Origin of the sequence: Paenibacillus ilasis, from assembly GCF_043195395.1 — a bacterium.
Lineage (GTDB): Bacteria > Bacillota > Bacilli > Paenibacillales > Paenibacillaceae > Paenibacillus_AQ > Paenibacillus_AQ lautus.
Map to the genome: position 1 here is coordinate 430,024 of NZ_JBHDJG010000003.1, position 21,722 is coordinate 451,745.

Below are 21,722 nucleotides of genomic sequence, written 5' to 3' on the forward strand. Positions count from 1 at the left end.
CCTTTTGTTATATAGCTGCAATGCCTGGCCGGAGCGGCCGCAATATCGTGTCCCTACTGGCGACACGGTCACGTAAGCCTCGCAGTCGATGACCAGCGTAAGCGATGTGCTTATCCGGCTCGATCATCCCAAAGCGACTGGCTCCATCACTACTTTCGGACCTTTACCACGGCTTCCTAAACCCCTGCCTATCGTTCTCGCAGTAGCGCAGCAGCTTCATTCGTAGCCCCTCATACCAAGGGGGAACATCCGTCAAATCGCTGTCCTCCAGGGAACGCAGCACTCTGGCAAATCCGTACAGCCGACCGAATCGGCGAAATCTTGGAAACTCCGCCTCCAACTCGTGATCCAAACTGCGGATGGAACGATACCCTCTCAGGAAAGCCCGTTTCTCATCCTCCGACTCGGTATCCGCAAGAGCCGTCACGAGATCCATCGCAAACCAGTGGTACATGGCATCGTCAAAATCGATCACGTGGAACGAGCGTTCCTCTGCTTCATAAAAGATATTATCCAACTGAAAGTCATAATGGATTAAGCCATACGTCTGTCTCGACGATGGCATGAATTGCAGCCAGAGGCTAACCCGGTGAAGCTCCTCTACAGCATCCTGCTCCTCGGGATGCCGCTGCAGCACCAGATCGATCATGCGCAAGATGTCCTCTGCGCTTTTTCGCTTTACGGTCCCCGGTTCATATTCGCTAGATAGCGTATGCAGCCTCGCGAGCGATTTTCCCCAATCCTTGCACTGGGTCGCCGTGAGATTGCCATCTAATGCAATCCCTGCAGCAGCGGAAAACACAACGCCGTGATAATGCCCCTCGGGCGCCTGAACCGTTTCGATCCAATTGCCGTCTACGGACGAAACCGGCGTGACGCAAGGGTATCCGTTCTTTATCAGATACCGCATGAATTCCAGCTCGGCCGTCATCTGCTCGACCGTGCTCTCCTCTTCATAATTAAACCTGAGGAAATGTCGCTCTCCATCACGCTCAAAAACATACACAAAGTTGGAGCTGGCCCGCCAGAATTTCAGCGTTCCTTCGTCAAACTCCCAGTTGCGGATGAGCTCGCGTGCTACAGCATCTCCGCGAACACCACGAACCATCGTCGTTAACTTCATCATCTACTCTTTTTCCTCCCACTACAGCCTAAAGAGGACTTCACTTCAACTTAAGTAACAAGCCCTCTCATCTGTACACCATTGTGAATATGAATCGTATTCAACAACGTCACCCCTTTCCGCACTAGACGCAAGCATGAGTCTTGCCTAATAGGTATTGTACCGGAGCCATACGTGGAGTGGATGGGAGAGAATAAGTATAGGGGAAGTTTACGAAGAACATGGGAAGCGACATATTGACGAAAACGGTATCTGCCGGCCTGCTCTACTCAAACAGCCGCGCGAATTCACCGTACCCTTCCCGAACCATCTCCTCCTCCGGCACAAAACGCAGCGCCGCAGAGTTTATCTGATAATGCAAGCCGCCAGGCGGAGGCCCGTCATGGTACAGGTGACCGAGGTAAGAGCCGGACAATCTGCCGTAGAGCGAGGTGCGTACCTTGCCGCCGCGAAGATCTCCTTTTTTGCTGATATATCCCTCATGCAGAGGTTTCATAAAAGCCGGCAATCCCGTTCGGGCGTCATATTGGTCGGTTGAGCTGAATAACGGGTCTCCGTTCACCACGTCCACGTAAATCCCCCGGCTTGTGTTATTCCAATACGTATTATCATAAGCAGGCTCATCCAAGCCTTCTTGTGTCACTGCATACTGGAGCGCGGTAAGACGTCCCACCAGTTCTGCCTTGTCCTGCTTCCGATTCCAATGCCGCTCGGCAAAAGAAGCTCGGCCGGAGCCCTCATAATACCGGTTGTAGTCATAACGATGGGTATTATAGTAATTCTGGTGAAGATCCTCTGCGGGATAGAAGGGTCCTGCCGGCAGGATCGGTGTCACGATCTTTCCCTTGAACCGCCCGCTTTGCTGCAGATCTCGCTTGGAGGCTTCCGCCTGCACGCGCTGCTCTTCATGATGAACAAAAATCGCGGTCCGGTACGACGCCCCGCGGTCCATGAACTGGCCTCCCGCATCCGTTGGATCAATCAGGCGCCAGTAAATGTCCAGGAGCCTTGTGTAAGGGAATACATTCGGTTCAAACCGGATTTGCACAGCTTCGTAATGACCCGTCGTCTCCGTTCCCACTTCCTCATAGGTTGGATCCTCCGTATGGCCGCCCGTGTAACCCGAAACCAAGGAAAGGATACCGGGAAGCTCGTCAAACGGCTTAACCATGCACCAGAAACACCCGCCCGCAAACGTCGCCAATTGCGTCTTTCCACTTGCCTGATTCAAGGCAGTCCCCCCTTTCATGTTTGTCTATTTCATTATGATACTAGTGTAGTCTTGAGGACTCAATCGCAGCAAGTATCATAACTTTTCACTAGTATTTTGTGCAATCGATCCGTTATTGAGGTCTAGAAAGGGGTATGATAAGATAAGAATAGCAATAAGGAGCAGCCGGCCTATGGCTACTCCTTTGTACAAACATCTTGAGTAGGATTTCTCCTCCAAGATCAAGTCAGGAATGAGAAAGTAACCCACTTAGGCGCCAACCTTAGGAGTGGGTTACTTTCGTCGTTATAACATTATATTTGCTCCCTCACAGACCTTCCCCAGCTACAGCTGGCACCCTGCTGCATCAAGAACGAGTAGCAATACGCTCCTCCGGATATCGTGGTACTCGTCAGCATAACCTCTCCAAGCCGTTTCTCCTCTATGAGGACAAGCGATGAACGGGACCATAGCCTGCATTCGCCCGCCCTATCGGCACGAATCTTCACCTCGGTCAGTTCACCTTCCTCCCAGCACATGTCGACAACAAAGCCGCCGCGGGCACGAAGCCCCTTCACCTCACCGCTGCTCCACTGCGAGGGCAGGGCCGGGAGCAGCCTTAACTCTCCCGAATGCGACTGCAGCAGCATTTCGGCAACGCCGGCAATCCCGCCGAAATTACCGTCGATTTGAAAAGGCGGGTGGCAATCCAATAGATTCGGATAAGTTGAAGAAGCCAGCAAATTCACAAGATGCTCGTGCGCTTCCTCGCCCCGCTGCAGCCTGGCATAATAATTGATGATCCAGGCCCGGCTCCAGCCGGTATGGCCGCCGCCATTCGCAAGTCGTCGCGCCAAGGTCTTGTTCGCTGCCTCGGCAAGCTCAGGTGACTGAACGGGATCAATTTGCTCTCCCGGATACAGGGCGAACAGCTGCGAGATGTGCCGGTGTCCGGGATCGGCCTCCTCGTAATCATCCAGCCACTCCATGATCCCTCCATGCCTTCCAATCCGCGGTGCCGGAATTTCTTGCAGCGCCGTTTGAAGCTCTACAAGGAAAGTGTCCTCATCTCCGACAAGCTGACCTGCCTCCAGACAGGCCCGAAACAAGGCCGTCGCAATCTGCGCGTCCATAGCGGGTCCCATGCAGAGGCTGCCGACGGCTCCGTTCGGAAGCACAAATCGGTTCTCCGGCGAAACGGAAGGACCGGTTATTCGACTGCCTTCCTCATCCACGGTCATATAATCCAGCAGGAATATCGCCGCTTCCTTCATGACCGGATACGCTCGTTCCTGCAGGAAATCCGCATCCCCGCCAAACCGGTAATGCTCCCATAGATGAAGGCACAGCCAAGCGGCTCCCATCGGCCATACGGTACAGGTCATCAATATTCCTTCAGGCCGGGTCTCTCCCCAGAGATTGGTATTGTGATGCGCTGCGAAGCCACGGCAGCCATACATCTCGCGAGCCGTGTCCCGGCCATTCGGGAGCATGCGGTGAATCAGGTCAAACAGCGGCTCGTGGCATTCCGCCAGGCCCAGCAGCTCTGCCGGCCAATAGTTCATCTGAATATTCACATTGATTGTATACTTCGACTCCCAAGGCGGGGTGAAGCTGTCATTCCATATGCCCTGCAGGTTCGCTGCGAGAGATCCGGGTCTGGAGCAGGAGATGAGCAAATAGCGCCCGTACTGTACGTACAGGGCAATCAATTCGGGATCGCTCTTCTCCGCAGAGGCACCTTCCGTCTTCACTCTATCCTTCAGCAGATTCAGCCGCTGATCGGTAGACAGGGATGATAAATCGTCTTCCGCTCGGTTCGGAGTTTCAACTTGATCTGAACCGAAGAGTCGGTCCTGCCCATTCGGAATGATATTTCCACTTTCGGTTAAGCCCGCTCTATTCACATCCTTCTTACTGGAACCGAGAGTTAGCGAGAAGCGTTCAAACTTCTCCCGATATTCCTCCAAATGACGGCTTTCCAGCTGTTCGAACGACATGCCTGCCGCACGATCCAGCTGTTCGAGACATGCCTGGCCCGGCTGCTGACACCGAAAGGTCGTCTGGGCTGACAGCAGCAGCGTAACGGAATCCGCCCCTTCAACCGAGAGAAAATCACCGATGGTTCGTACGTTACCTCCCTCAGCGACAGCACGCAGCGCCGTGCAGAAGGAGATGCCGTCCGCGCCGCATTCGCCCTTCATCAGCAAGGTATCGTGCCCTAACGACTCCGTTCCGCTGTCAAAAGGACGTCGGATCAGGTTCGCCGCAAACGTCAACGCCCCCGGCCGATCGGCAAACAGGCGAACAACCATCACGCCATCCGGCGCACTGGCAAAATACTGCCTGCGATAGCCTATGCCGCGCGAAGAATAGGATACGGTCACCATGGACCGCTCCAAATCCAGCTCTCGCTCGTAATGCTCCACCGCTTCCTCCGCACCCAAGAACTGGAGCAGCAGATCGCCCAGCGGCTGGTAGGGCTGCTCGTATTTCGGGGATGAAGTCATCGCCATCCGTGCCAAATGCTCGGCCTCGGCCTGACGTCCATCCCGCAGCATCTGCCTGATCTTGCTCAAATATTCGGTGGCGTCCGGGTTGGCTCCCCTTCCCGGACCACCGTACCAGAGGGAGTCTTCGTTGAGCTGCACCCGCTCAAGCGAGGTCCTGCCAAAAATCATGCCGCCCAAGCGCCCATTCCCGATGGGCAATGCCTCATTCCACTCCGCAGCCGGGGAAGCGTACCATAACCGCAAACGCCGACTTTCAGATGTGTCAGGCTGCCGCCATGCGGTTTTATCACCTACCGCTTCGAACTTGCCGTACTGCCCTGCACGATCAAGCTCCGCATGATGTCTCCGGTGAGAACGTTCCGTATCTCTTCCTGTTATCTCCCTCTCCACCTTCATACACGTCTCCTTCTTCGCGAAGAAGGGGACGATCAGCGTTTCCCCTGATAATCCCCTGTTCGCTATATATAATTAAGGCTGCGCTGGTATATCGATCGCACCGCCGCCCACAGGCGTACGGGCCAGATTATCCACCGCTTGCTGACCCAGACGGTCCGTCAACTGCTGGACGTATAGGCTCTGGAGCGCTACATGCCGGTCGGCGTATTCCCAATAGCCGTCCTCACGCGGTCTGGAATCATAATCGTTTGGAACGAGCGGTTTCACGTTCAAACCGTCTTCCGTCGGGATGTGTCCGATGACATAGTTTTGTGCCGTTGGGGGCTTCTGCGCAACAAGCCCTCCCTCGGTATTCCACATAACGTAATTCGCTCCCGCCCAGCCATGTCCGCTGCCCAGCCATCCGCGGTCGCGGACGCTGATACGCGCACTGACGTTGTCGTACAGGCCGCCCGTGGACCAGCGGTGATGCGGCTCGCTCGTATTGTATTCGCGAGTGGCCTTATTGTCGTACATGACATTCGGTCCTTGTACGCGGCTCTCAATGACATAAGCATGACGTGAAGTTTCCGTATAATTGCGCTGCACCAGATTTAATTGCCCCTGGATGAAAAAGCTGTAACGACGACCGCCGGTAATCACGCTGACCATGTCGTACATTTCGCTGTCCTGCACGGTGACCCACTTGGCCTGCCGCCCGACCTGCACCAAGGCGTAGGAGAAATGGTAGCCGTCCACCTCGCGCACCCAGGCATTCTTTACGCTGTTCATCATAATGAAGCGCTCCGCATGTGCCTCATCGGAATAATACGGGGTATCCAGAACATCGTTATCCATCTTGGTATCGGTTTTGCTCGGATCAAAATCGGATATGGCGCGCATGTTCTCGATCCCAACCTGTTCAATTCGAGATTCATCCGTTGCCTTGAACAGCCTGCCACCGCCCCATCGATGTTCAATGGCATTCGCTAATGGAGCATCCACCGTAATCCGGTTGCCGTCGATGGCCGTAATGACGCGGTCAAAATCCAGATTGAACGGGGACCACTGCTGCGTTCCCCCGGTCCCTGGCCGCATGTAGATATGATCCATGCCGATCTCATGAATCCAGCGGTCATTACCGATTCTACGAACAATGACGGAATCGCCCACCTGATAGGCCGAGGCATTCTGCACATGGAACGATCGGGATCCTGCCGGAACGTACAAATCCTGCACGTCCGTCTCCGTCCCGTCCACAACAGCGGCACCGTTCGTTCCACCGACAACAATCAAATTTCTGGCCGTTGTTCCCGTGCCGCGGATAATGGTGCCGTCCTCACTCTTGCCTTCACCCCGCAGCACGACCCCACTGGCCTGAATGTTAAGGGAACCGCCAACCAGATATGTGCCTTTCTTCAGCAGCACCGCCCCCCGGAAACCATCTGCGTCACGCGGCAGCCGGGACACCTCATCAATCGCCGCCTGCAGCATCGCCGTATCATCCCCGCCGGTCGGCTGTACGGCAATCCTCGCCTGAACGTCGGGTAGTTTCACACCGCCACCCATATAACCGACGTTCGAGAAATCGATGATCCGGTTCCCCTTATAATCGGGGACATATACCATCCTACCGTCTTTTCCGGTATAGGCGATTTGGCTCTGACCTTCAGGAATTCCCTTCTTGGGCATGACGGTGTAAAACAAGCTGTCGAAGTAGGTTCCCCCGTCTGTGGTTTGGAAAGTCATCCGCACCTCGTACGTGCCCGGTACCTTCATCCCACCCGGAAGCGTTATCGATTGCGTTACCCCTGCCTGCAGCGCCTTCGTGCCCAGCGAACCTCTGGATTGACCGTCCTTGAACCATCTGGCGGATACGGTTCCATCCCTATTGGGAGCGATGGTTACGACCGGCAGCTCCTCGCCATCACCCAAGATCGCCGCCTTGCCAATCTTCTGGACCAACGCCTTATGCGTGAACGAGCTGAAGGCAATGTATTTCGCATCCTGGAACTCCTGATCATCCTTCACCACAATCCAGAAATCCGGTGTACGTATCCCTTGACCGTTGATGCTGGTTTCCGCATATAACCGGGTCGCTCCTACCTTGACCCCCGTAACCGAACCTTCGGAAGTAACCGCAGCGCTGGTTCCCACGGCGTGATATTGAACCTGGCCTTGAGGCAGCGAAATCCATTCCCCGTTCCCCCGTTTGCCGCGCGCCTCCACGGCAGATGTGCCTCCAATGTCCAAGGTCAGTTCCTCATTGTTGGTATAAGGGGTTCCATCCGACTTCACGAAGGCCAGCTCCGTTACATCGGACGGAATCCCTTGATCTCCATCCTGCATATAAAGCTCCAACTCCTTTAGCTGAACATTGAGATTTCGGCTTAGAAGCAGCGTTACCCGAATGTGGGAAGCGCTTACGGAATTAAACGTCATCACTTCCTGACCGTCTGCTCGAATGCCCCCATTTTTCGCATAGGCTCTGCTCCAAGACTCACCGTCACGGGAGTAATCGATCTCGATACTTCCCAAATGATCTCCCCGGTTTAAATCCAGGACGACCTGGTTGAAGGACTGCTCACTCCCCAGATCCACCTGTATGTATACATTCATGTCCTCACGGTCTGTGCTCGCCGGCTGCCAGTAGGTATCACGGCTGCGGTCAACGGCTTTCCCTGCTTCACGCCCGCTGATCTCGGAACTGGCCGTCGCCTGCTTATTCCATGCCAGGTTGACCCGCTCCATTACATCCGGAGCGGCCGTTTCCCCCTGTATTGGCGGATTGCCGAACGAAAACAGCAGAATACCCAGCAGCAGTATGAACCCTCTTCTTCTTACCTGCCTGTTACGCTTGCGTACCTGTCTCATCAATCATCACCCATCCTTTGTCATAAGTAGTGATTACGATCCACCCGCGATTACAGGTGCCCTCCTTTCAAACGCCTCTTGATATGCTTCTATGATAAAACAGCGGCTGCTCGCCGGACCATGCCGTAACTTGCGGAGTGGCCGTGTTTTTTTATGGAGTAACACAACGTAAGAAAACACAACCCGGAGCGAACGGAGCCGTATGCTAAGCCTTTGCATTGTCCGTTACAATGAGGCTGCAATGGATACGTCATTCTTGTAGCGACAAGGAAGGAGTTTCGTTTATGGATCATGAGCTATCCCAGTCTCTATCAGCGCCGTTTCATGCACAGCTTCATTCACCTGACGGGAATCTGCATATCACACTGGAACAGGAGCCTAACGGCCCCCTTTTTTACACGGTGATGAACAACCGCAATCGCGTTCTTGAAAGGTCGCCGCTCGGGCTGATCACCGACCAATACAAACTTCAACAAGGCATACGTATACAAGGGGTGGAGCACAACACAATCACAGAGCGTTACGAGCTTGTAACCGGTAAGCAAAAATCGCAGTCTTACGAAGCAAACGAATTAGTGCTTCTGACTTCGGTAGAGAATCATCAGGTGAGAATCCGTTTCCGCGCTTTTCATGACGGCGTCGCATACCGGTATGAGCTGCAAGGAGAAGGGGATATTCGTTTCGAGAACGAGCTCTCCGGCTTCCATCTGCCGGAGGACCGGATGCTCAACGTCTGGGCTCAGCCGTTCATGCGGTGTTATGAACGAACCTATGACCATGCCATGCCGGATCATCTTCGGGGAAGGCATTTCGGTTTCCCGCTGCTGGTCCAATCGGCAGAGGATCATTGGCTGCTGCTGACTGAAGCAGCCGTGGACGGGAGGTATGGCGCCAGTCATCTCGCAGCGGATGAGCAAGACGGCCGGAAGCTCCGCATCGCTTACGCCCCGGATCAGGAAACGCCGATTGCCGCCAAGCTTCCGCTCTCGACGCCCTGGCGTGTCATGATCATCGGGTCGCTCAGGGATCTGGTGTCTTCATCGCTAACGACTCACTTATGTCCCCCGCCCGTGCTGCAAGACACCTCTTGGATCTCTCCCGGCAGAGCGGCCTGGTCCTGGTACGCGGAAGGCGATTCCTGCGGGGATATGGACATTCAACGGCAGCATGTAGATTTTGCCGCCGAGATGGGATGGGAATACAGCGTCGTGGACGGCGGCTGGGAGGGTGTGCTGGATGCGCCTCAGCTTATCCATTACGCGAAGACGCGCGGCGTCGGCATCTGGCTGTGGACGCATTATAAAGGGCTGAACACGGAGGAACTCCGTGAGGAGAAATTACGCCTGTGGGCATCTTGGGGCGCCGTTGGCATCAAGGTCGACTTCTTCGACAGCGACAACCAAGAGACGCTCCAGGTCTATGATGCCATTGCGGAATCCGCTGCCAGGCATCGGCTGATGGTCAATTTTCATGGTTCCACCAAACCAAGCGGCGAGCACCGGACATGGCCTCACGTGATGACAAGAGAAGGCGTTTACGGTGCGGAATACTACCGGGCACAGAGTGAAGGGCCTAATGCGGTTCATCTCTGTACCTTGCCGTTTACGCGGAACGTGATCGGGTCCATGGACTTTACGCCGGTTACGTTCAGCAGGCGGACCACGACAACCCAAGGGCTTCAGTTGGCCCTGGCCATCCTCTTTGAATCCGGCATCCAGCATTATGCGGATGCGATATCAGTCTTCGCCGATCATCCGGGCAAGCCGCTGCTGGCCGCTGTTCCGGCCGTCTGGGATGAGACGCGGCTGCTGGAAGGTTATCCGGGCCGATTCGTTACGATAGCAAGACGATCAGGTGTCGAATGGTTTGTCACCTCCATTTGCGCCGCCGGAGGACGAGACGTCCATATCCCGCTGGATTTCCTTGAAGATAATACGGCATACCGAGCGGTGATCTATCGGGAACAAGCGGAAGCGGACGAATATCGATATCGTTCCGTTCTTCCTCCTATTGAGGTTCACACGGAAACGCGCTGCGCCAAGGATACCATCAAGATCCGTCTCAAGGTGTACGGCGGCGTATCCATCCATCTGACGCCGCAAGCGGAGAACAAGTAAGTCTTGGGAGATAAGAAGGGGAAGCCTCAGAAGTTTATACCTATTACTTCAAAAAGTACAAGGCCTGACCTCCAATACGGAGACAGGCCTTGTGCTAAACACGCGGCGGACACGGCATGACCATGCGGATGGTGGTTCCCGTTCTCTCGCCTGCCGAGGTTACACGAAGTCCGTAACTCTCACCGAATACCAGCTGAATCCGCCGATGCACATTCAGCAGCCCGATGCCTCCGGTACCGCTAAGGTTTAGGGAAGATTCAGGCGAGTGATTCACGTGGTCGTACTCATAGGATAACCGTGCCGCAACCTCGCGCAGCTGTTCATCGGTCATGCCGATGCCGTTGTCCGTCACGCTGACCCAGAAGGAATTTTCATCGCACCCGGCAGCGATGATGATGTGCTGCGAGGCCTCGATGCCGTCCGGAAAGGCATGCTGGAATGCATTTTCAATCAAGGGCTGGAGCGTCAACCGCACCATTTTGTACAGGAGCAGCTCATGGGGAACCTCAACCCGAAGATCAAACTCCAGATCGTGCCGATGCTTCATGATCGTCATGTAGTTCAAAACGTGCTTGAGCTCATTGGCGACCGTGATCTCCTCCAGCGACGTCAGCAAGGAGTACCGCATCATAAAACCTAGTGAGGACACCATTTCGGTAATCTCCGACGAGCCTTCGACCTCGGCATAACACACGATGGTCTCCAGCGTGTTGTACATGAAATGCGGATTGATCTGGAGCTGAAGCGCCTGGAACTCGGCTTTTTGCCGTTCGATAATCGTCTTCTGCTGCTGCAGCTCGGTCTCGTATACCCGCTCGATTAGCTCCGACAATCGGGTCACCATCAGATTATACCGCTGCATCATTTCCGTCAGCTCGTCCTCGCGTTTAGGAAGCTCCAAGGGAATCCACCGCCCCTGCTCCGTCTGGCGCATCCCGCGGATAATCGTCTGGATGGGCTGGGTAATGGAACGAGTGAAACGGTAAGCAAGCAGACAAGCTGCAATGAGACTGATCAAGCCGATCGTCCAGACCGTAGAACGAATGCTGGCTATCGGTTTGCGCCACTCCTCCAGCGGCAACGAAGCAACCAGACGCCATCCGGAATAGGGAGACATCCGCGACATGAACACTCTCTGCTCTCCATCGGCCGTCGTATATTTGAAGGATTCCTCGTCTGCGCCCATGATGGCGGCCGTCAGCTTCGGATCCTCGGCCGGCGACGAGGCGTTATGCTCCAGTCCCTCCGGCTGGTAGACGACATGGCCGCTGGCATCCGCGATATAGAAGTATCCGCGTTCGCCCAGATCAATTCCCTTCCAGAGAGAGGATAACTCCTGGGAACGCACTTCCATGGCTAGCACGCCTTTTTCCGCTGTGGAGGATAAGCCCTTGATCAGTCTCGTCATGCGTACCACACTGCCGCTACGTCCAGGTATAATACTCTCCGTATGAATCATGAGACCGCTTTCATCTTTTGTGGTATTGCGGAGGTCTTTCAGCTGCTTCGCCTTCTCCTCTGCACTGAATACCGGTGCCGTAAAATCAGAACCGAAGCTATACGTGGCATTTCCGTTGTAAGACAGGAGATACATGGTCAGCAGCTCGGGCCCCCGGTCCATGAGGGGACGGAATACCGTATCCTTGATCGTGGAGCTGATGTGATAATACTCGTAATGATCCGCCGGGTTAGGCAAATCTACGAATTTCTTCAATTCCCGGTTGGTCAATAAGGAGATCATCGTACGGTCGTAGGATTTAATGTACAGATCGGTATGGTTTAAGGCATTCTGCACGATTTGCGACATATGCCGGTCCAGCTGGCGATCCAGCTCAGCTGATGAGCGCGTGTAGGTAACGATGCCGATCAACAAGGAAGTCAGCACAATGATGGACACAAAGTACAAAAACAATTTGCGGTACAGTTTATTTTTCATCCGTTAAAGCCCAGCATCGTCCGATATTCCGTCGGCGTATGTCCTGTTACCTTCTTGAACATTTTCGTAAAATGGGGATAATCCTCGTAACCGACGTTCGCCGCCACGTCGATGATTCGCATATGCGGCAGGGCCAGCAGCTCCTTCGCCCGCTCCATTCGCCGGTGAATCCGGTACCGGACAAACGTATCGCCCGTCATCTTCTTGAACATTGCGCTAAAATACGTCGGCGTATAACCGGCCATCTCTGCCACTTCCTCCAGGGTGATCTCCTCGGACAGATGCGTGTCGATATACGATTTCACTTCATCGAGCGGGTTCTTGAAATTCCCCCACCGCTGCGTCACCAGATCCGCGGTCATCTGCTTGACCCTTAACTCAAATTCGTTCAACAGCTGCTCCTGCACCGTGTGGTGACCGATCGGTTCAATCACCGAAACCTCCATATACCCCTTCGAGACGAGACGACGGAATATCATGCCCACTGCGTCATCCAGCAGCTGCTGGAGCTGCGGGACGCTGAGTCCCGCCGCTTGCAGATGCGCCCTCCAATCGACCAACAGCCGATCGAGCTGTTCGGTCTGCAGCATCCAGATCTCCTGCCCGATATTTTCAATCCAATCGACATAGGAAGCCAGCGAGACAATGCCTTTATTGCGGTGTTTCACAATCGCGTCAAAGGTTTGGTGCAGCACCACGCCGGTAACCGGCTTTAGCAGATAATGCTTCACCCCGTAAGCCAGACATTGCTGCGCATATTGGAATTCGCCATAACCCGATATGACGATAATTTGAATATGCCCGTACAACTCATGAAGCTCCTGACACAGCTCCAGTCCGCCCATTCGGGGCATCCGGATATCGGTCAGCAGTACATCCGGCTCGAATTCCTTGATCAGGGAGAGCGCATGCTCACCATTCACGGCCGTGTCGATGGCATCAAACTGCAGACGGTAGGTCTCCGCCATCTTGACCAGCCCTCTTCGGATTACAGGTTCGTCGTCAGCAATAAGCAACCGCATATTATTTTAGCCTCCTGTATGTAGAAGAATAAGGTATGAGGCAAACATTGAATGGAACAAGAAGGTATCCGCAGCGGATACCTGTGATGGTAAGACCGGCGGATACCTAGATTTTTCATCCTTCGCTCATTCGGGTTAAAACGCTTACATATCGGATCTATTGTACACGATATATGGAACAAACAGGAGATGCCCTACTTCCTATCTTGGATGTTATCTCGTACGGTCTACTACATTCTCCTTGTTCTTCCAGCGCTCCGTCGCTTCCTTGATGATCTCATCCCCGCCCTTGGCACGGTATTCCTCCAGCACCTTCGGCCAATCGGAGATCGGCTGCTTGCCATAGATCATCTTCACCATGCTGTCCAGGATGAATTTAGGTCCCGTATCTCCGGTCGAAGCCAGGTCCGGGAACTTGGAGAAGCTGTTCAGATTCGCCATGAACGTAATGCCGCCGCGGCCTTCATTGCTCAGCACATCGCTGAACGCCTTGATCACGTCCTGGCCATCCTCGGTAAGGGCCGTCTGCTTCTTATTATAGGTCAGCTCATGAACGAACCACAGCTGGTTGGCCCGGAAGCCCGCTTCGTCGACCTCTTGTTTGGTCACAGGCCACTTATAGTTGACATTCCCGTTCTCCATCGTGTAATTCTCGCCTTCAATCCCGAAGGAGAAGAACATATCGGCTTCCTCCGTCAGCATCCAATCCAGAAATTTAATGATTTCGATGGCTTTCTCTGTTCCCACCTTGTTATTGATATAGTACGTGGTCGATACCGAGCTGTATAAGCCGAGTCCGCCCTTGCCGTCCGGTCCGGTCGGGGATGGGTAAATATCCACCTTCATCGAAGGATCCACTTCCTTCAGCTTGGTGCGGAACCCGATCAGCCCCTCGCCGTTGGAGGCCCACATCCCGGATTTGCCGGCATTGATATTGCGTCCGTAATCCTCTTGAGAGAGCGAAGCGAAATCCTTCGGAATCAGACCCTCATCATACATCGTCTTATACGTCTGGAGCGCCTTGGTCATGTTCTCGACATCGAAAAATTTCGGTACGACCTCCCCATTCAGCTCCATGAACTGGAACGGCAGCACATCGTATGCCCCAAGGAAGGTATCCGCATATTTAAAGCCCTCACGGTACTGGTAGGGGTGCTCTACACCGAGCTTCTTAAAGGCACGCAGCATATCCAGGTACTCTTCGACGGTTTTAGGCGCTTCCTTGATACCGGCCTTCTCCATGAGATCCGTGCGAATGAATGTGGCGCGGCGCGACGGATTTTCCAGCCAGGCCGGAATGCCGTAGATTTTGCCGTTATAGGATACTTCCTCCCACGCTGCAGGAGTGACCATTTTCATCAAGTTCGGAGCATGCTCCTTGAGGAGGTCATCCAGCGGCATGAACACCCCGGCTTCCACCGAGCCCGACATGGACCCTGTTGTTGGACCTCCCCGCATATTTCCCACAACGTCCGGGATTTCGTTGCCTGCAAACATCAGACTCATCTTCTGATCAAATTCCTTGTGGGACATCAAGCGGATATCGAGATCCGTGTTCGTCATCTCCTCCAGCTTCAGCACCCATTTGTCCTTATTGATATCGGGTGACGATTCGATGTAGGTGTTGCCGCCCGTGGAGAAAGAAATCGAGAAGGACAGCTTGCTTGAGTCTGTACCTTGCTTCGTTTCTTCCGGCTTGGGACTGACAGCTCCTTCTTCCGGTTTCCCACCGCATCCCGCGAGCAGTGAGATCATCATGACGCTGATCAGTAAGACCGTCCAACTTTTTTTCATCAACCTCTCCCCTTTTTCACAAAAAATAGACAAGTGGCTCATTCATGAAGTAAGCGCTTTCGTTAAATCCATTTCATCGTAGCTCATAACCCTCATATGCAGTATTGGCGTTCTTATTATGGGATTGTGTTCTTTTACGATCAAGATTTGATCGAACCGATGAGCATGCCCTTAATAAAATATTTCTGCAGGAACGGGTAGACCAGGATGATCGGCAGCGTTGCGATCACAATCGTGGCCATTTTGATGCCCTCCGGGGACATGTTGGCCAGATTCTCAAACGTGGTGTCCATCTCTCCCATCTGATCGGTGATGACGATCTCTCTCAGACGAACCTGGAGCGGAAACAGTTGACGGCTATTGATATAGTATAGAGCGGACGAGTATGAATTCCAATGCGCAACGGCGTAAAACAATCCCATCGTCGCCATGACCGGCTTGGACAAAGGCAGCACGATGCTCGATATGATCCGCAGCTCCCCGCACCCGTCGATCCGGGCCGAATCAATGATTTCGTTCGGAAGATTCATGAAGAACGAGCGCATGATGAACAGGTTGTACGCACTGATCGCGCCGGGAATGATCAGGGCCCATACCGTGTCCAGCATGTTCAGCGATTTAATCAGCAGATAGTTCGGAATGAGCGGCGCGCTGAAAATAAAGGTGACCAGCACGAGCATGAGGATGACCTTTCGCCCCCGATATTCATTGCGCGACAGCGGGTAGGCCAGCGAAGCCGTTGCGATCAGGTTGATCCCGGTCCCCACAACGGTCACGAATACGCTGATCATAAACGAACGCCACACCGAAGTATCGTTCAAGACGATCGCATAGTTGGAAAGCGTGAACTCCACCGGCCACAGGCCAACGTCTCCCCGCGAAATGGCCACATCGCTGCTGAGCGATTGCGCCGCAACGTGCAGGATCGGGAATATCATGGCGGCCGACACGACGGCGAGGAAGATATAGTTGAACATTTCGAATACGAATTCGCCTTTTGATCGTTTTATCATGTTTTTCGGTCACCTGCCTAATATAAGGAATTTCCAGTCGTTTTGCGGCTTATAGCGTTTCCGCCCACAATGAGCAGCAGCCCGATGAGAGATTTGAACAGCCCAATGGCCGTGGTGTAGCTGTACTGCTGTCCGAGCAGACCGACGCGGTAAATGTACGTATCCAGAATATCGCCCTTATTCTCGTTCAAGGCATTCAGGAACACAAATACCCGCTCGAACCCGAAATCGAGGAAATTGCCGATGTTCAGCAGGAACAGAATCATGATCGTGGGCAGAATCGACGGAATCGTAATCGCCAGGGTTTGGCGCCACCGGTTCGCGCCGTCTACGCGTGCAGCTTCATACAGGTCCGGATTGATCCCGGCCAGCGCTGCCAGGTAAATAATCGTTCCCCAGCCCGCTTCCTTCCAAATGCCGGAGCCGATCAGAATGCTGCGAATATAGCCTTCCTCGCCAAGGAAGTAAATCGGTTCGAGTCCCACCCACATCAGGATCTGATTGATGATGCCCGTGGTCGGAGACAGAATGCCTACCGCAATCCCCCCGATGATGACCCAGGACAGGAAGTGAGGCATGTAGATGACCGTTTGCAGCACCCGCTTGTACAGGACAAGACGAATCTCGTTCAACAGCAGGGCCAGAATAATCGGGATTGGAAAAGCGAATACGATGCTGTACATCCCGATCAGCAGGGTGTTCCAGAAAATCCGCAGAAACTCCTCGTACTGAAACATGCGGTAGAACTGATCCAACCCCACCCATGGGCTTTCCCATATGCCTTTGAATAAGTTATACTCCTGAAAAGCCATGGCGCTCCCGAATAAAGGGACATATTTAAATACCAGAAAATAGAGGATGCCCGGAATCGAGATGAGGTATATCGCCTTGTACTTGCGAAAGCTGGATAACCATTCCCGGCTCCGCGCTGACGGTGTTAGCCGCGTGCTTGGGTTGATGTTCGCCATAAGGACCTCCCGTTGTAAGTTTTCCTTCGTATTCATCGTATAAGCGGAGGGCCTTGCCAACAATGGCGGCATTTGTTTGTCGATGTGTTTTTTTATGATTGTGTTTAAGAGGTTGTTCAAAAAGTCCGCTTTTGATAAGAAAACCTCTATCGAGGCCACTTCAAGGATGAGCGACCGCGATGCATAGGTAGGTTTTCTTGCGATATAGAATTTCATCAGTTCCACTGATAACTCATAAATTCTATATCTAACACGAAGCGAATCAGGAAGCAGCTCGGCATCGAATCTTGAATTCAGCCGGGCCTAAGGAGAAGCTTCCGAAGCATGTTTCCTGCGGAAACATTTCAGGTGCTCGTACCCAAAACAGCAGATGCTTTCGAAGGCGTTTTCTGCGAAAACGTGTAGCTCCGCTCCTGACGTCCCTAGCTTCATCCAACTGAAGCGTTTTGAAAAAACGCACCATCGGAAGCATAAGCTTCGGTGCTGAAAATCGACCTTTTTGAGCACGCACTTTAAGATGGGGGATTTGAGGCGGAATAGAGAAAAAAGCCCTGCTGCTAGCATGGTCTATCCGACCATGGTAAGCAGAAGGGCTTATGAGGGAAATGAACGGTGAAGTAAAACGCAGCCGTACATGAGAGCATGGGCCGCTGAGAGTAATCGGGCATTTCTCACCGCACACACTCCCAATACACGGTGCAGCATCGCATGACGGAGGGCGACCATCCGTTTCAGGTGCTGTTTATCATGCTTCGAATCGGATATGAATCGCTCTTATTCGTCGTCGTTCTCTGTAATCTCCCGAATCGGAATCGCCATATTCCAGGTCTCCGTACAATCGTAAAACCCGCGGCTCCCGTCCGAAGTCGCGGCAAACATCCAGGCCGGACGACCGTCCTCCATGAGCAAAAAAGGCCGTTCCAGGTTGCCCATCAGCCGCTCCGCACCATCATCCCACAGCACTCTGCGGGAATACACGGGTTCCCCTGGTTTGGTTGTCATCTTCCATTCTTCCCCGTTCGCTGACCACGCATGGACTCCGCTATAGCGCTCCCCACAGATGGAGCCGTCCATGTCCTTGGCAATCATTTCGTACCCGCGTGCCGTACGCCAAATGAAGGGGTCTTCAATATGAATCGCTGGAGGAAACAGCGGTTCAGGCTGACGGTTGTAAGGACCGTACACCGATTCGGCGCAGGCCAAGCCCAGCTGCATGTTGCCATAGGAATGCCCTTCATAGGGACGAGATTTATAGATAAGCTTCACCGAACCGTCCTCATGAACACAGGGGGCCGGATTAGATACCAAGAAGCTGTCAAAATGATTCGGACGCGGCAGCAGAACCGGATGATCCCTTCGAGTCCACGGGCCGGTTACGGAAGGGGCGGTCGCCACGCCGATCCGTTTGTTCGCCCTGGCTACCGCGACGAGCGGATCATTCGGAAGCAGCGGCTCCTCTTCTTCAGGCAGCGGAAACGGGAACGTCGTGCCCATATAATAAAGCACGTACGTGCCGTCCACCTTCACGATATGCGGATTGTGCACGCTGCATCCGTCCCAATAGGCCGGAGATCTGGCTCCGAGCACCGTCTCCTCGTATACGTACGGTCCGGCCGGATGGTCGGAGACCGCACGGACGATCTCCGAGGCCGCAAGCCAGCCGGGATGCATGGGCAAGGATTTCGGCCAGCGCGAAGCAAACATATGGTACCGGCCATCCTCACCCTGGATAACGCTGCCGCACCATATCCAATATCCCGGCATTCGAAAGCCTCCTGCTACCGGTGCAGGATCAAATACGATTTTCATTGATTCCTCACTCCCTCTCCATTGGCAATAGCGTAACCTTGCGCAAATTCATTAATGAATCAGAAACCAGCGATAGTCCCCGGACTTCAAGACGATGTAAGCCTGCCGAGAGAATCGTCAGTTGACCTATCTCAAATTCTCCCCAGCATCCGTCCCCACCCGTATCTTTAACGGTACAAGTCAGCTTCTGTTCATCCAGGGACAACTCAAAATGCCCCCCCGCCTGATCCGCTGCAGCGGACAAGGTGACGATCACTCGACAGTGAATCGGCATCTCTTCCTCGGAACGAAATGTCCATTGAACAGCCGCATTTGGAGCTGTCCAGCCGGTAACGCCATCATGACCGCGTTTTCCATTATCGTATCGCAGGCCATCGCCCCAGGTAACACCATCATATGCCCAGAACGTATTCGGCATCCGGGAAATAAACCTTGGAGTGAGATGCGTCTCCAGCGCTCCATCCAGCTTTAGCTTGATCACCGTCGCATAGGCGTCCTGAGGTACCGAACGCACATCAATCTGCCAGTCCCACGGCCCAAGCTGTCGGATCGGCAGGTTGTCCTCCTTCGCCTTCACTCCGATAAGCCTCGCATACTGAACTCGGCTGGCAAGACCGGGCAGGATCAAACGCCCGTCCTGCGGCCATTCTCTCACCAGCAAGTACAAGAGATTCTCATCCGGCTTCCATGTGCAATATCCCCACTGCGGCGTACCGATCGGACTGCCGCTCGTGCCGTATATCGCCTCGCCGTTCCGTTCCAGGAAGCTGCCCACCGTCTCCAGCAGGCTTCTTGACGTATCGTCAATCGTCCCGTTTCCGAGCGGCCCCACATTCAGTACCAGATTACCGTTCGTGGCTGCCACGCGCAGCAGCTGTTCGATCAATTCATCCGGACTCTTCCAATGGTCATCGTCATATCGGAACCCCCAGGAATCATTCAGCGTATGAATCGACTCCCATTCAGGCTGCACCGGATGGAACCGGAGCTGGTTATCATGCGGATTGCCGTAATCGGCAAATCGGTCATCCCGCAGTCGCTTGTTAATCAAGCAATCCGGCTGTAGCTTGCGTACCAGATCATAGAACCACACAGCGTGCTCGTCGCTGATCTTATGACCGCAATCAAACCACATCAAACCAATCGGACCGTAATCGGTAAGCAGCTCCTCTACTTGAGGAAGAGCTTTCTCATGAAGATAACGCTCGAAGCGTTCCCGCTTATCGTCATCTTCGATCCATTCCTCCAGTTGATCCCAGGCGCCGATGTTATCCGGGTAATCCAGCGTGTTCCCCTGCGAATCGGGGTGATGCCAATCCATGGCATGGGAGTAGTAGATTCCAAGGCGAATCCCCTCCGATTCGCAGGCCTCTGCAAGCTCCTTGATCGGATCCCTTGGAAAATGAGCATGACGAGTAATCGAATAATCACTGACCTTGGAATCGTACATTGCAAACCCATCATGATGCTTGGCTGTCACGATAAGATATTTTGCCCCGGACCGCTTGGCCAGCGATACCCACTCGTGCGCATCAAACGCTTCCGGGTTCATCCCGGCTGCGGCCTCCGCATACTCGGTCACCGGAATCTTTCCCCTTAACTGGATATGCTCCGCATAATTGGCATCCACCCGTTCGCCGTTCCACTTCCCGCCCAGCATCGAATAAGGCCCCCAATGCACGAAGAGCCCAAAGCGAGCTTCGCGCCACCAGGCTATCCGACGGTTACGATCATGATCATTTACCCGCTTATTGCTTATGAGAGCATCCGACCTTCCCTGCTCCAGTCCTGCCCCATCCATATATTCATCCCGCTTCATGTTTATCCCTCCTCACGATCCTCAGCGGTCCGACAGTCTAGTAACCTCCATTATAGAAGTAACGCTGGTGCAGCCTCTTTGTTTTTTTGGGTTGGGGTTGTGTTTTGTTGAGGTGTGGATCTATTTAAACGTCAAACCAACAGACCAGTCATGACCGGCCTGTTGGTTTTTTGCAGATTGTTTAAGCTCTAACGCTCTACGCTCATTGCTCCCTTAAACCTTGATTCGATGATGATGCAGCAGCTCGCTATTCCGATAATAGTCGTCAATTTGCCGCCGCTCATCCTCCGTAAATTGTTTCAAAGGCTGGCGTACCTTTGGTGAGGATAGTACTCCCTGGAGGAATAAGACATACTTCTCATACGCGATGACGTCAAACCTTACCATATGCGATACGACCTCATTCGCTTTCGACTGCAAAGACTGGAGAAGCTCCATATCCGGTCTCTCCATAGCGCTAATCTGAGCGTGCATCTGAACAAAAGGTTCAGGCATCATATTGAAAGTGCTTCCGATCGCGCCGTCGGCTCCGGCATAAGCCCCGCTTAAATATACCTCGTCATGCCCGTTATAGATCATGAATCGCTCCCCGCATAACGCTCGGATCTGCTGCATCTCAAACAGATTCAGCGAGGTGAATTTCACGCCCACACATTGAGAGTTACGGCTCATGTGGCTGTAAAAGTCCATGGTTAGACTCACGCTGGTAGCTCCCGGATAATGATAGACGAGCATGGGCAGCGGTACGGCGGTCATGATCGTTTCATAATGCTCCCGGATCTCCTGCATCGTGACTTTATAATAGAACGGGACAACGGCCGATACGGCATCCACGCTTAAGGCTTCGGCATGCCGGGCTAGCTTAACCGACTCCATGGTACTTATGCAGCCGATATGCGCGATAACGGTCACTCGACCCTTTGTCGTCTTTACGACCGACTCAAGAACTTGCTGTCGTTCTTCCGTCGTCAGAATAAATCCTTCCCCTGTGCTTCCGCCAACGTAGAAGCCTTTAATTCCCAGCGAGATTTGATGTTCAACCAAACGAGACAACGATTCGAAATCAATCGATCCGTCTTCATGCATCGGGGTCAACAGTGCCGTAAATATGCCTTTAAATTTGCTGTGTTCTCCAGATATCTGGTTCAC

General features: G+C 53.6%; 13 protein-coding genes. 1 reads left to right on the plus strand and 12 read right to left on the minus strand.

Features of this window, described 5'->3' with window-relative positions:
* Positions 1 to 163: 163 nt before the first annotated feature.
* The 4 genes from ACETK5_RS26135 to ACETK5_RS26150 form a co-directional block, all read right to left on the minus strand.
* Positions 164 to 1,126, minus strand: a complete 963-nt coding sequence (locus ACETK5_RS26135; protein WP_394058739.1) for a phosphotransferase enzyme family protein — start codon at positions 1,124 to 1,126, stop codon at positions 164 to 166.
* Positions 1,127 to 1,388: 262 nt separating this feature from the next.
* On the minus strand, positions 1,389 to 2,354 hold the full coding sequence (gene msrA / locus ACETK5_RS26140) for a peptide-methionine (S)-S-oxide reductase MsrA (protein ID WP_394058741.1): 966 nt from the start codon (positions 2,352 to 2,354) through the stop codon (positions 1,389 to 1,391).
* 293 nt (positions 2,355 to 2,647) lie between these two features.
* Positions 2,648 to 5,242, minus strand: coding sequence for a glycoside hydrolase family 95 protein (locus tag ACETK5_RS26145; protein ID WP_394058743.1), 2,595 nt, complete (start codon positions 5,240 to 5,242; stop codon positions 2,648 to 2,650).
* A gap of 72 nt (positions 5,243 to 5,314) precedes the next feature.
* Entirely contained in the window at positions 5,315 to 8,095 is a 2,781-nt protein-coding gene (locus tag ACETK5_RS26150; RefSeq protein WP_394059098.1) for a discoidin domain-containing protein, read from the minus strand.
* A 284-nt stretch (positions 8,096 to 8,379) separates the two neighbouring features.
* Here ACETK5_RS26150 and ACETK5_RS26155 point away from each other — a divergent pair, with 284 nt between their 5' ends.
* Entirely contained in the window at positions 8,380 to 10,212 is a 1,833-nt protein-coding gene (locus ACETK5_RS26155) for a glycoside hydrolase family 97 protein (RefSeq protein ID WP_394058745.1), read from the plus strand.
* A gap of 94 nt (positions 10,213 to 10,306) precedes the next feature.
* Here ACETK5_RS26155 and ACETK5_RS26160 read toward each other — a convergent pair whose 3' ends face one another.
* From ACETK5_RS26160 to ACETK5_RS26195, 8 genes are all read right to left on the minus strand, one after another.
* On the minus strand, positions 10,307 to 12,148 hold the full coding sequence (locus ACETK5_RS26160) for a cache domain-containing sensor histidine kinase (RefSeq protein ID WP_100540506.1): 1,842 nt from the start codon (positions 12,146 to 12,148) through the stop codon (positions 10,307 to 10,309).
* A complete protein-coding gene (locus tag ACETK5_RS26165) occupies positions 12,145 to 13,170 on the minus strand; it encodes a response regulator transcription factor (RefSeq protein ID WP_100540505.1) in 1,026 nt (341 codons plus the stop codon). Before ACETK5_RS26165 ends, ACETK5_RS26160 begins: the two co-directional genes overlap by 4 nt.
* A 213-nt stretch (positions 13,171 to 13,383) precedes the next feature.
* Positions 13,384 to 14,964 carry an extracellular solute-binding protein gene (locus ACETK5_RS26170; RefSeq protein WP_100540504.1) on the minus strand — a complete coding sequence of 527 codons (1,581 nt, stop codon included), beginning with the start codon at positions 14,962 to 14,964 and terminating at the stop codon, positions 13,384 to 13,386.
* Between the two features lie 140 nt (positions 14,965 to 15,104).
* Positions 15,105 to 15,977, minus strand: coding sequence for a carbohydrate ABC transporter permease (locus ACETK5_RS26175; RefSeq protein WP_100540503.1), 873 nt, complete (start codon positions 15,975 to 15,977; stop codon positions 15,105 to 15,107).
* A gap of 17 nt (positions 15,978 to 15,994) precedes the next feature.
* The gene (locus ACETK5_RS26180) at positions 15,995 to 16,945 is read right to left on the minus strand and encodes an ABC transporter permease (RefSeq protein ID WP_100540843.1); all 951 of its coding nucleotides are present in this window, start codon (positions 16,943 to 16,945) and stop codon (positions 15,995 to 15,997) included.
* A gap of 774 nt (positions 16,946 to 17,719) precedes the next feature.
* A complete protein-coding gene (locus ACETK5_RS26185) occupies positions 17,720 to 18,754 on the minus strand; it encodes a glycoside hydrolase family protein (RefSeq protein WP_100540502.1) in 1,035 nt (344 codons plus the stop codon).
* A gap of 7 nt (positions 18,755 to 18,761) precedes the next feature.
* The gene (locus ACETK5_RS26190; RefSeq protein WP_100540501.1) at positions 18,762 to 20,573 is read right to left on the minus strand and encodes an alpha-L-fucosidase; all 1,812 of its coding nucleotides are present in this window, start codon (positions 20,571 to 20,573) and stop codon (positions 18,762 to 18,764) included.
* 213 nt (positions 20,574 to 20,786) lie between these two features.
* The gene (locus ACETK5_RS26195) at positions 20,787 to 21,722 is read right to left on the minus strand and encodes a dihydrodipicolinate synthase family protein (RefSeq protein WP_100540500.1); all 936 of its coding nucleotides are present in this window, start codon (positions 21,720 to 21,722) and stop codon (positions 20,787 to 20,789) included.

What these genes read in the sequence shown, in the direction of transcription:
- ACETK5_RS26135 (WP_394058739.1), bottom strand. Translation starts at nt 1,126, where the DNA reads ATGATGAAGTTAACGACGATGGTTCGTGGTGTTCGCGGAGATGCTGTA.
- ACETK5_RS26145 (WP_394058743.1), bottom strand. Translation starts at nt 5,242, where the DNA reads ATGAAGGTGGAGAGGGAGATAACAGGAAGAGATACGGAACGTTCTCAC.
- ACETK5_RS26150 (WP_394059098.1), bottom strand. Translation starts at nt 8,095, where the DNA reads ATGAGACAGGTACGCAAGCGTAACAGGCAGGTAAGAAGAAGAGGGTTC.
- ACETK5_RS26155 (WP_394058745.1), top strand. Translation starts at nt 8,380, where the DNA reads ATGGATCATGAGCTATCCCAGTCTCTATCAGCGCCGTTTCATGCACAG.
- ACETK5_RS26160 (WP_100540506.1), bottom strand. Translation starts at nt 12,148, where the DNA reads ATGAAAAATAAACTGTACCGCAAATTGTTTTTGTACTTTGTGTCCATC.
- ACETK5_RS26165 (WP_100540505.1), bottom strand. Translation starts at nt 13,170, where the DNA reads ATGCGGTTGCTTATTGCTGACGACGAACCTGTAATCCGAAGAGGGCTG.
- ACETK5_RS26170 (WP_100540504.1), bottom strand. Translation starts at nt 14,964, where the DNA reads ATGAAAAAAAGTTGGACGGTCTTACTGATCAGCGTCATGATGATCTCA.
- ACETK5_RS26175 (WP_100540503.1), bottom strand. Translation starts at nt 15,977, where the DNA reads ATGATAAAACGATCAAAAGGCGAATTCGTATTCGAAATGTTCAACTAT.
- ACETK5_RS26180 (WP_100540843.1), bottom strand. Translation starts at nt 16,945, where the DNA reads ATGGCGAACATCAACCCAAGCACGCGGCTAACACCGTCAGCGCGGAGC.
- ACETK5_RS26185 (WP_100540502.1), bottom strand. Translation starts at nt 18,754, where the DNA reads ATGAAAATCGTATTTGATCCTGCACCGGTAGCAGGAGGCTTTCGAATG.
- ACETK5_RS26190 (WP_100540501.1), bottom strand. Translation starts at nt 20,573, where the DNA reads ATGAAGCGGGATGAATATATGGATGGGGCAGGACTGGAGCAGGGAAGG.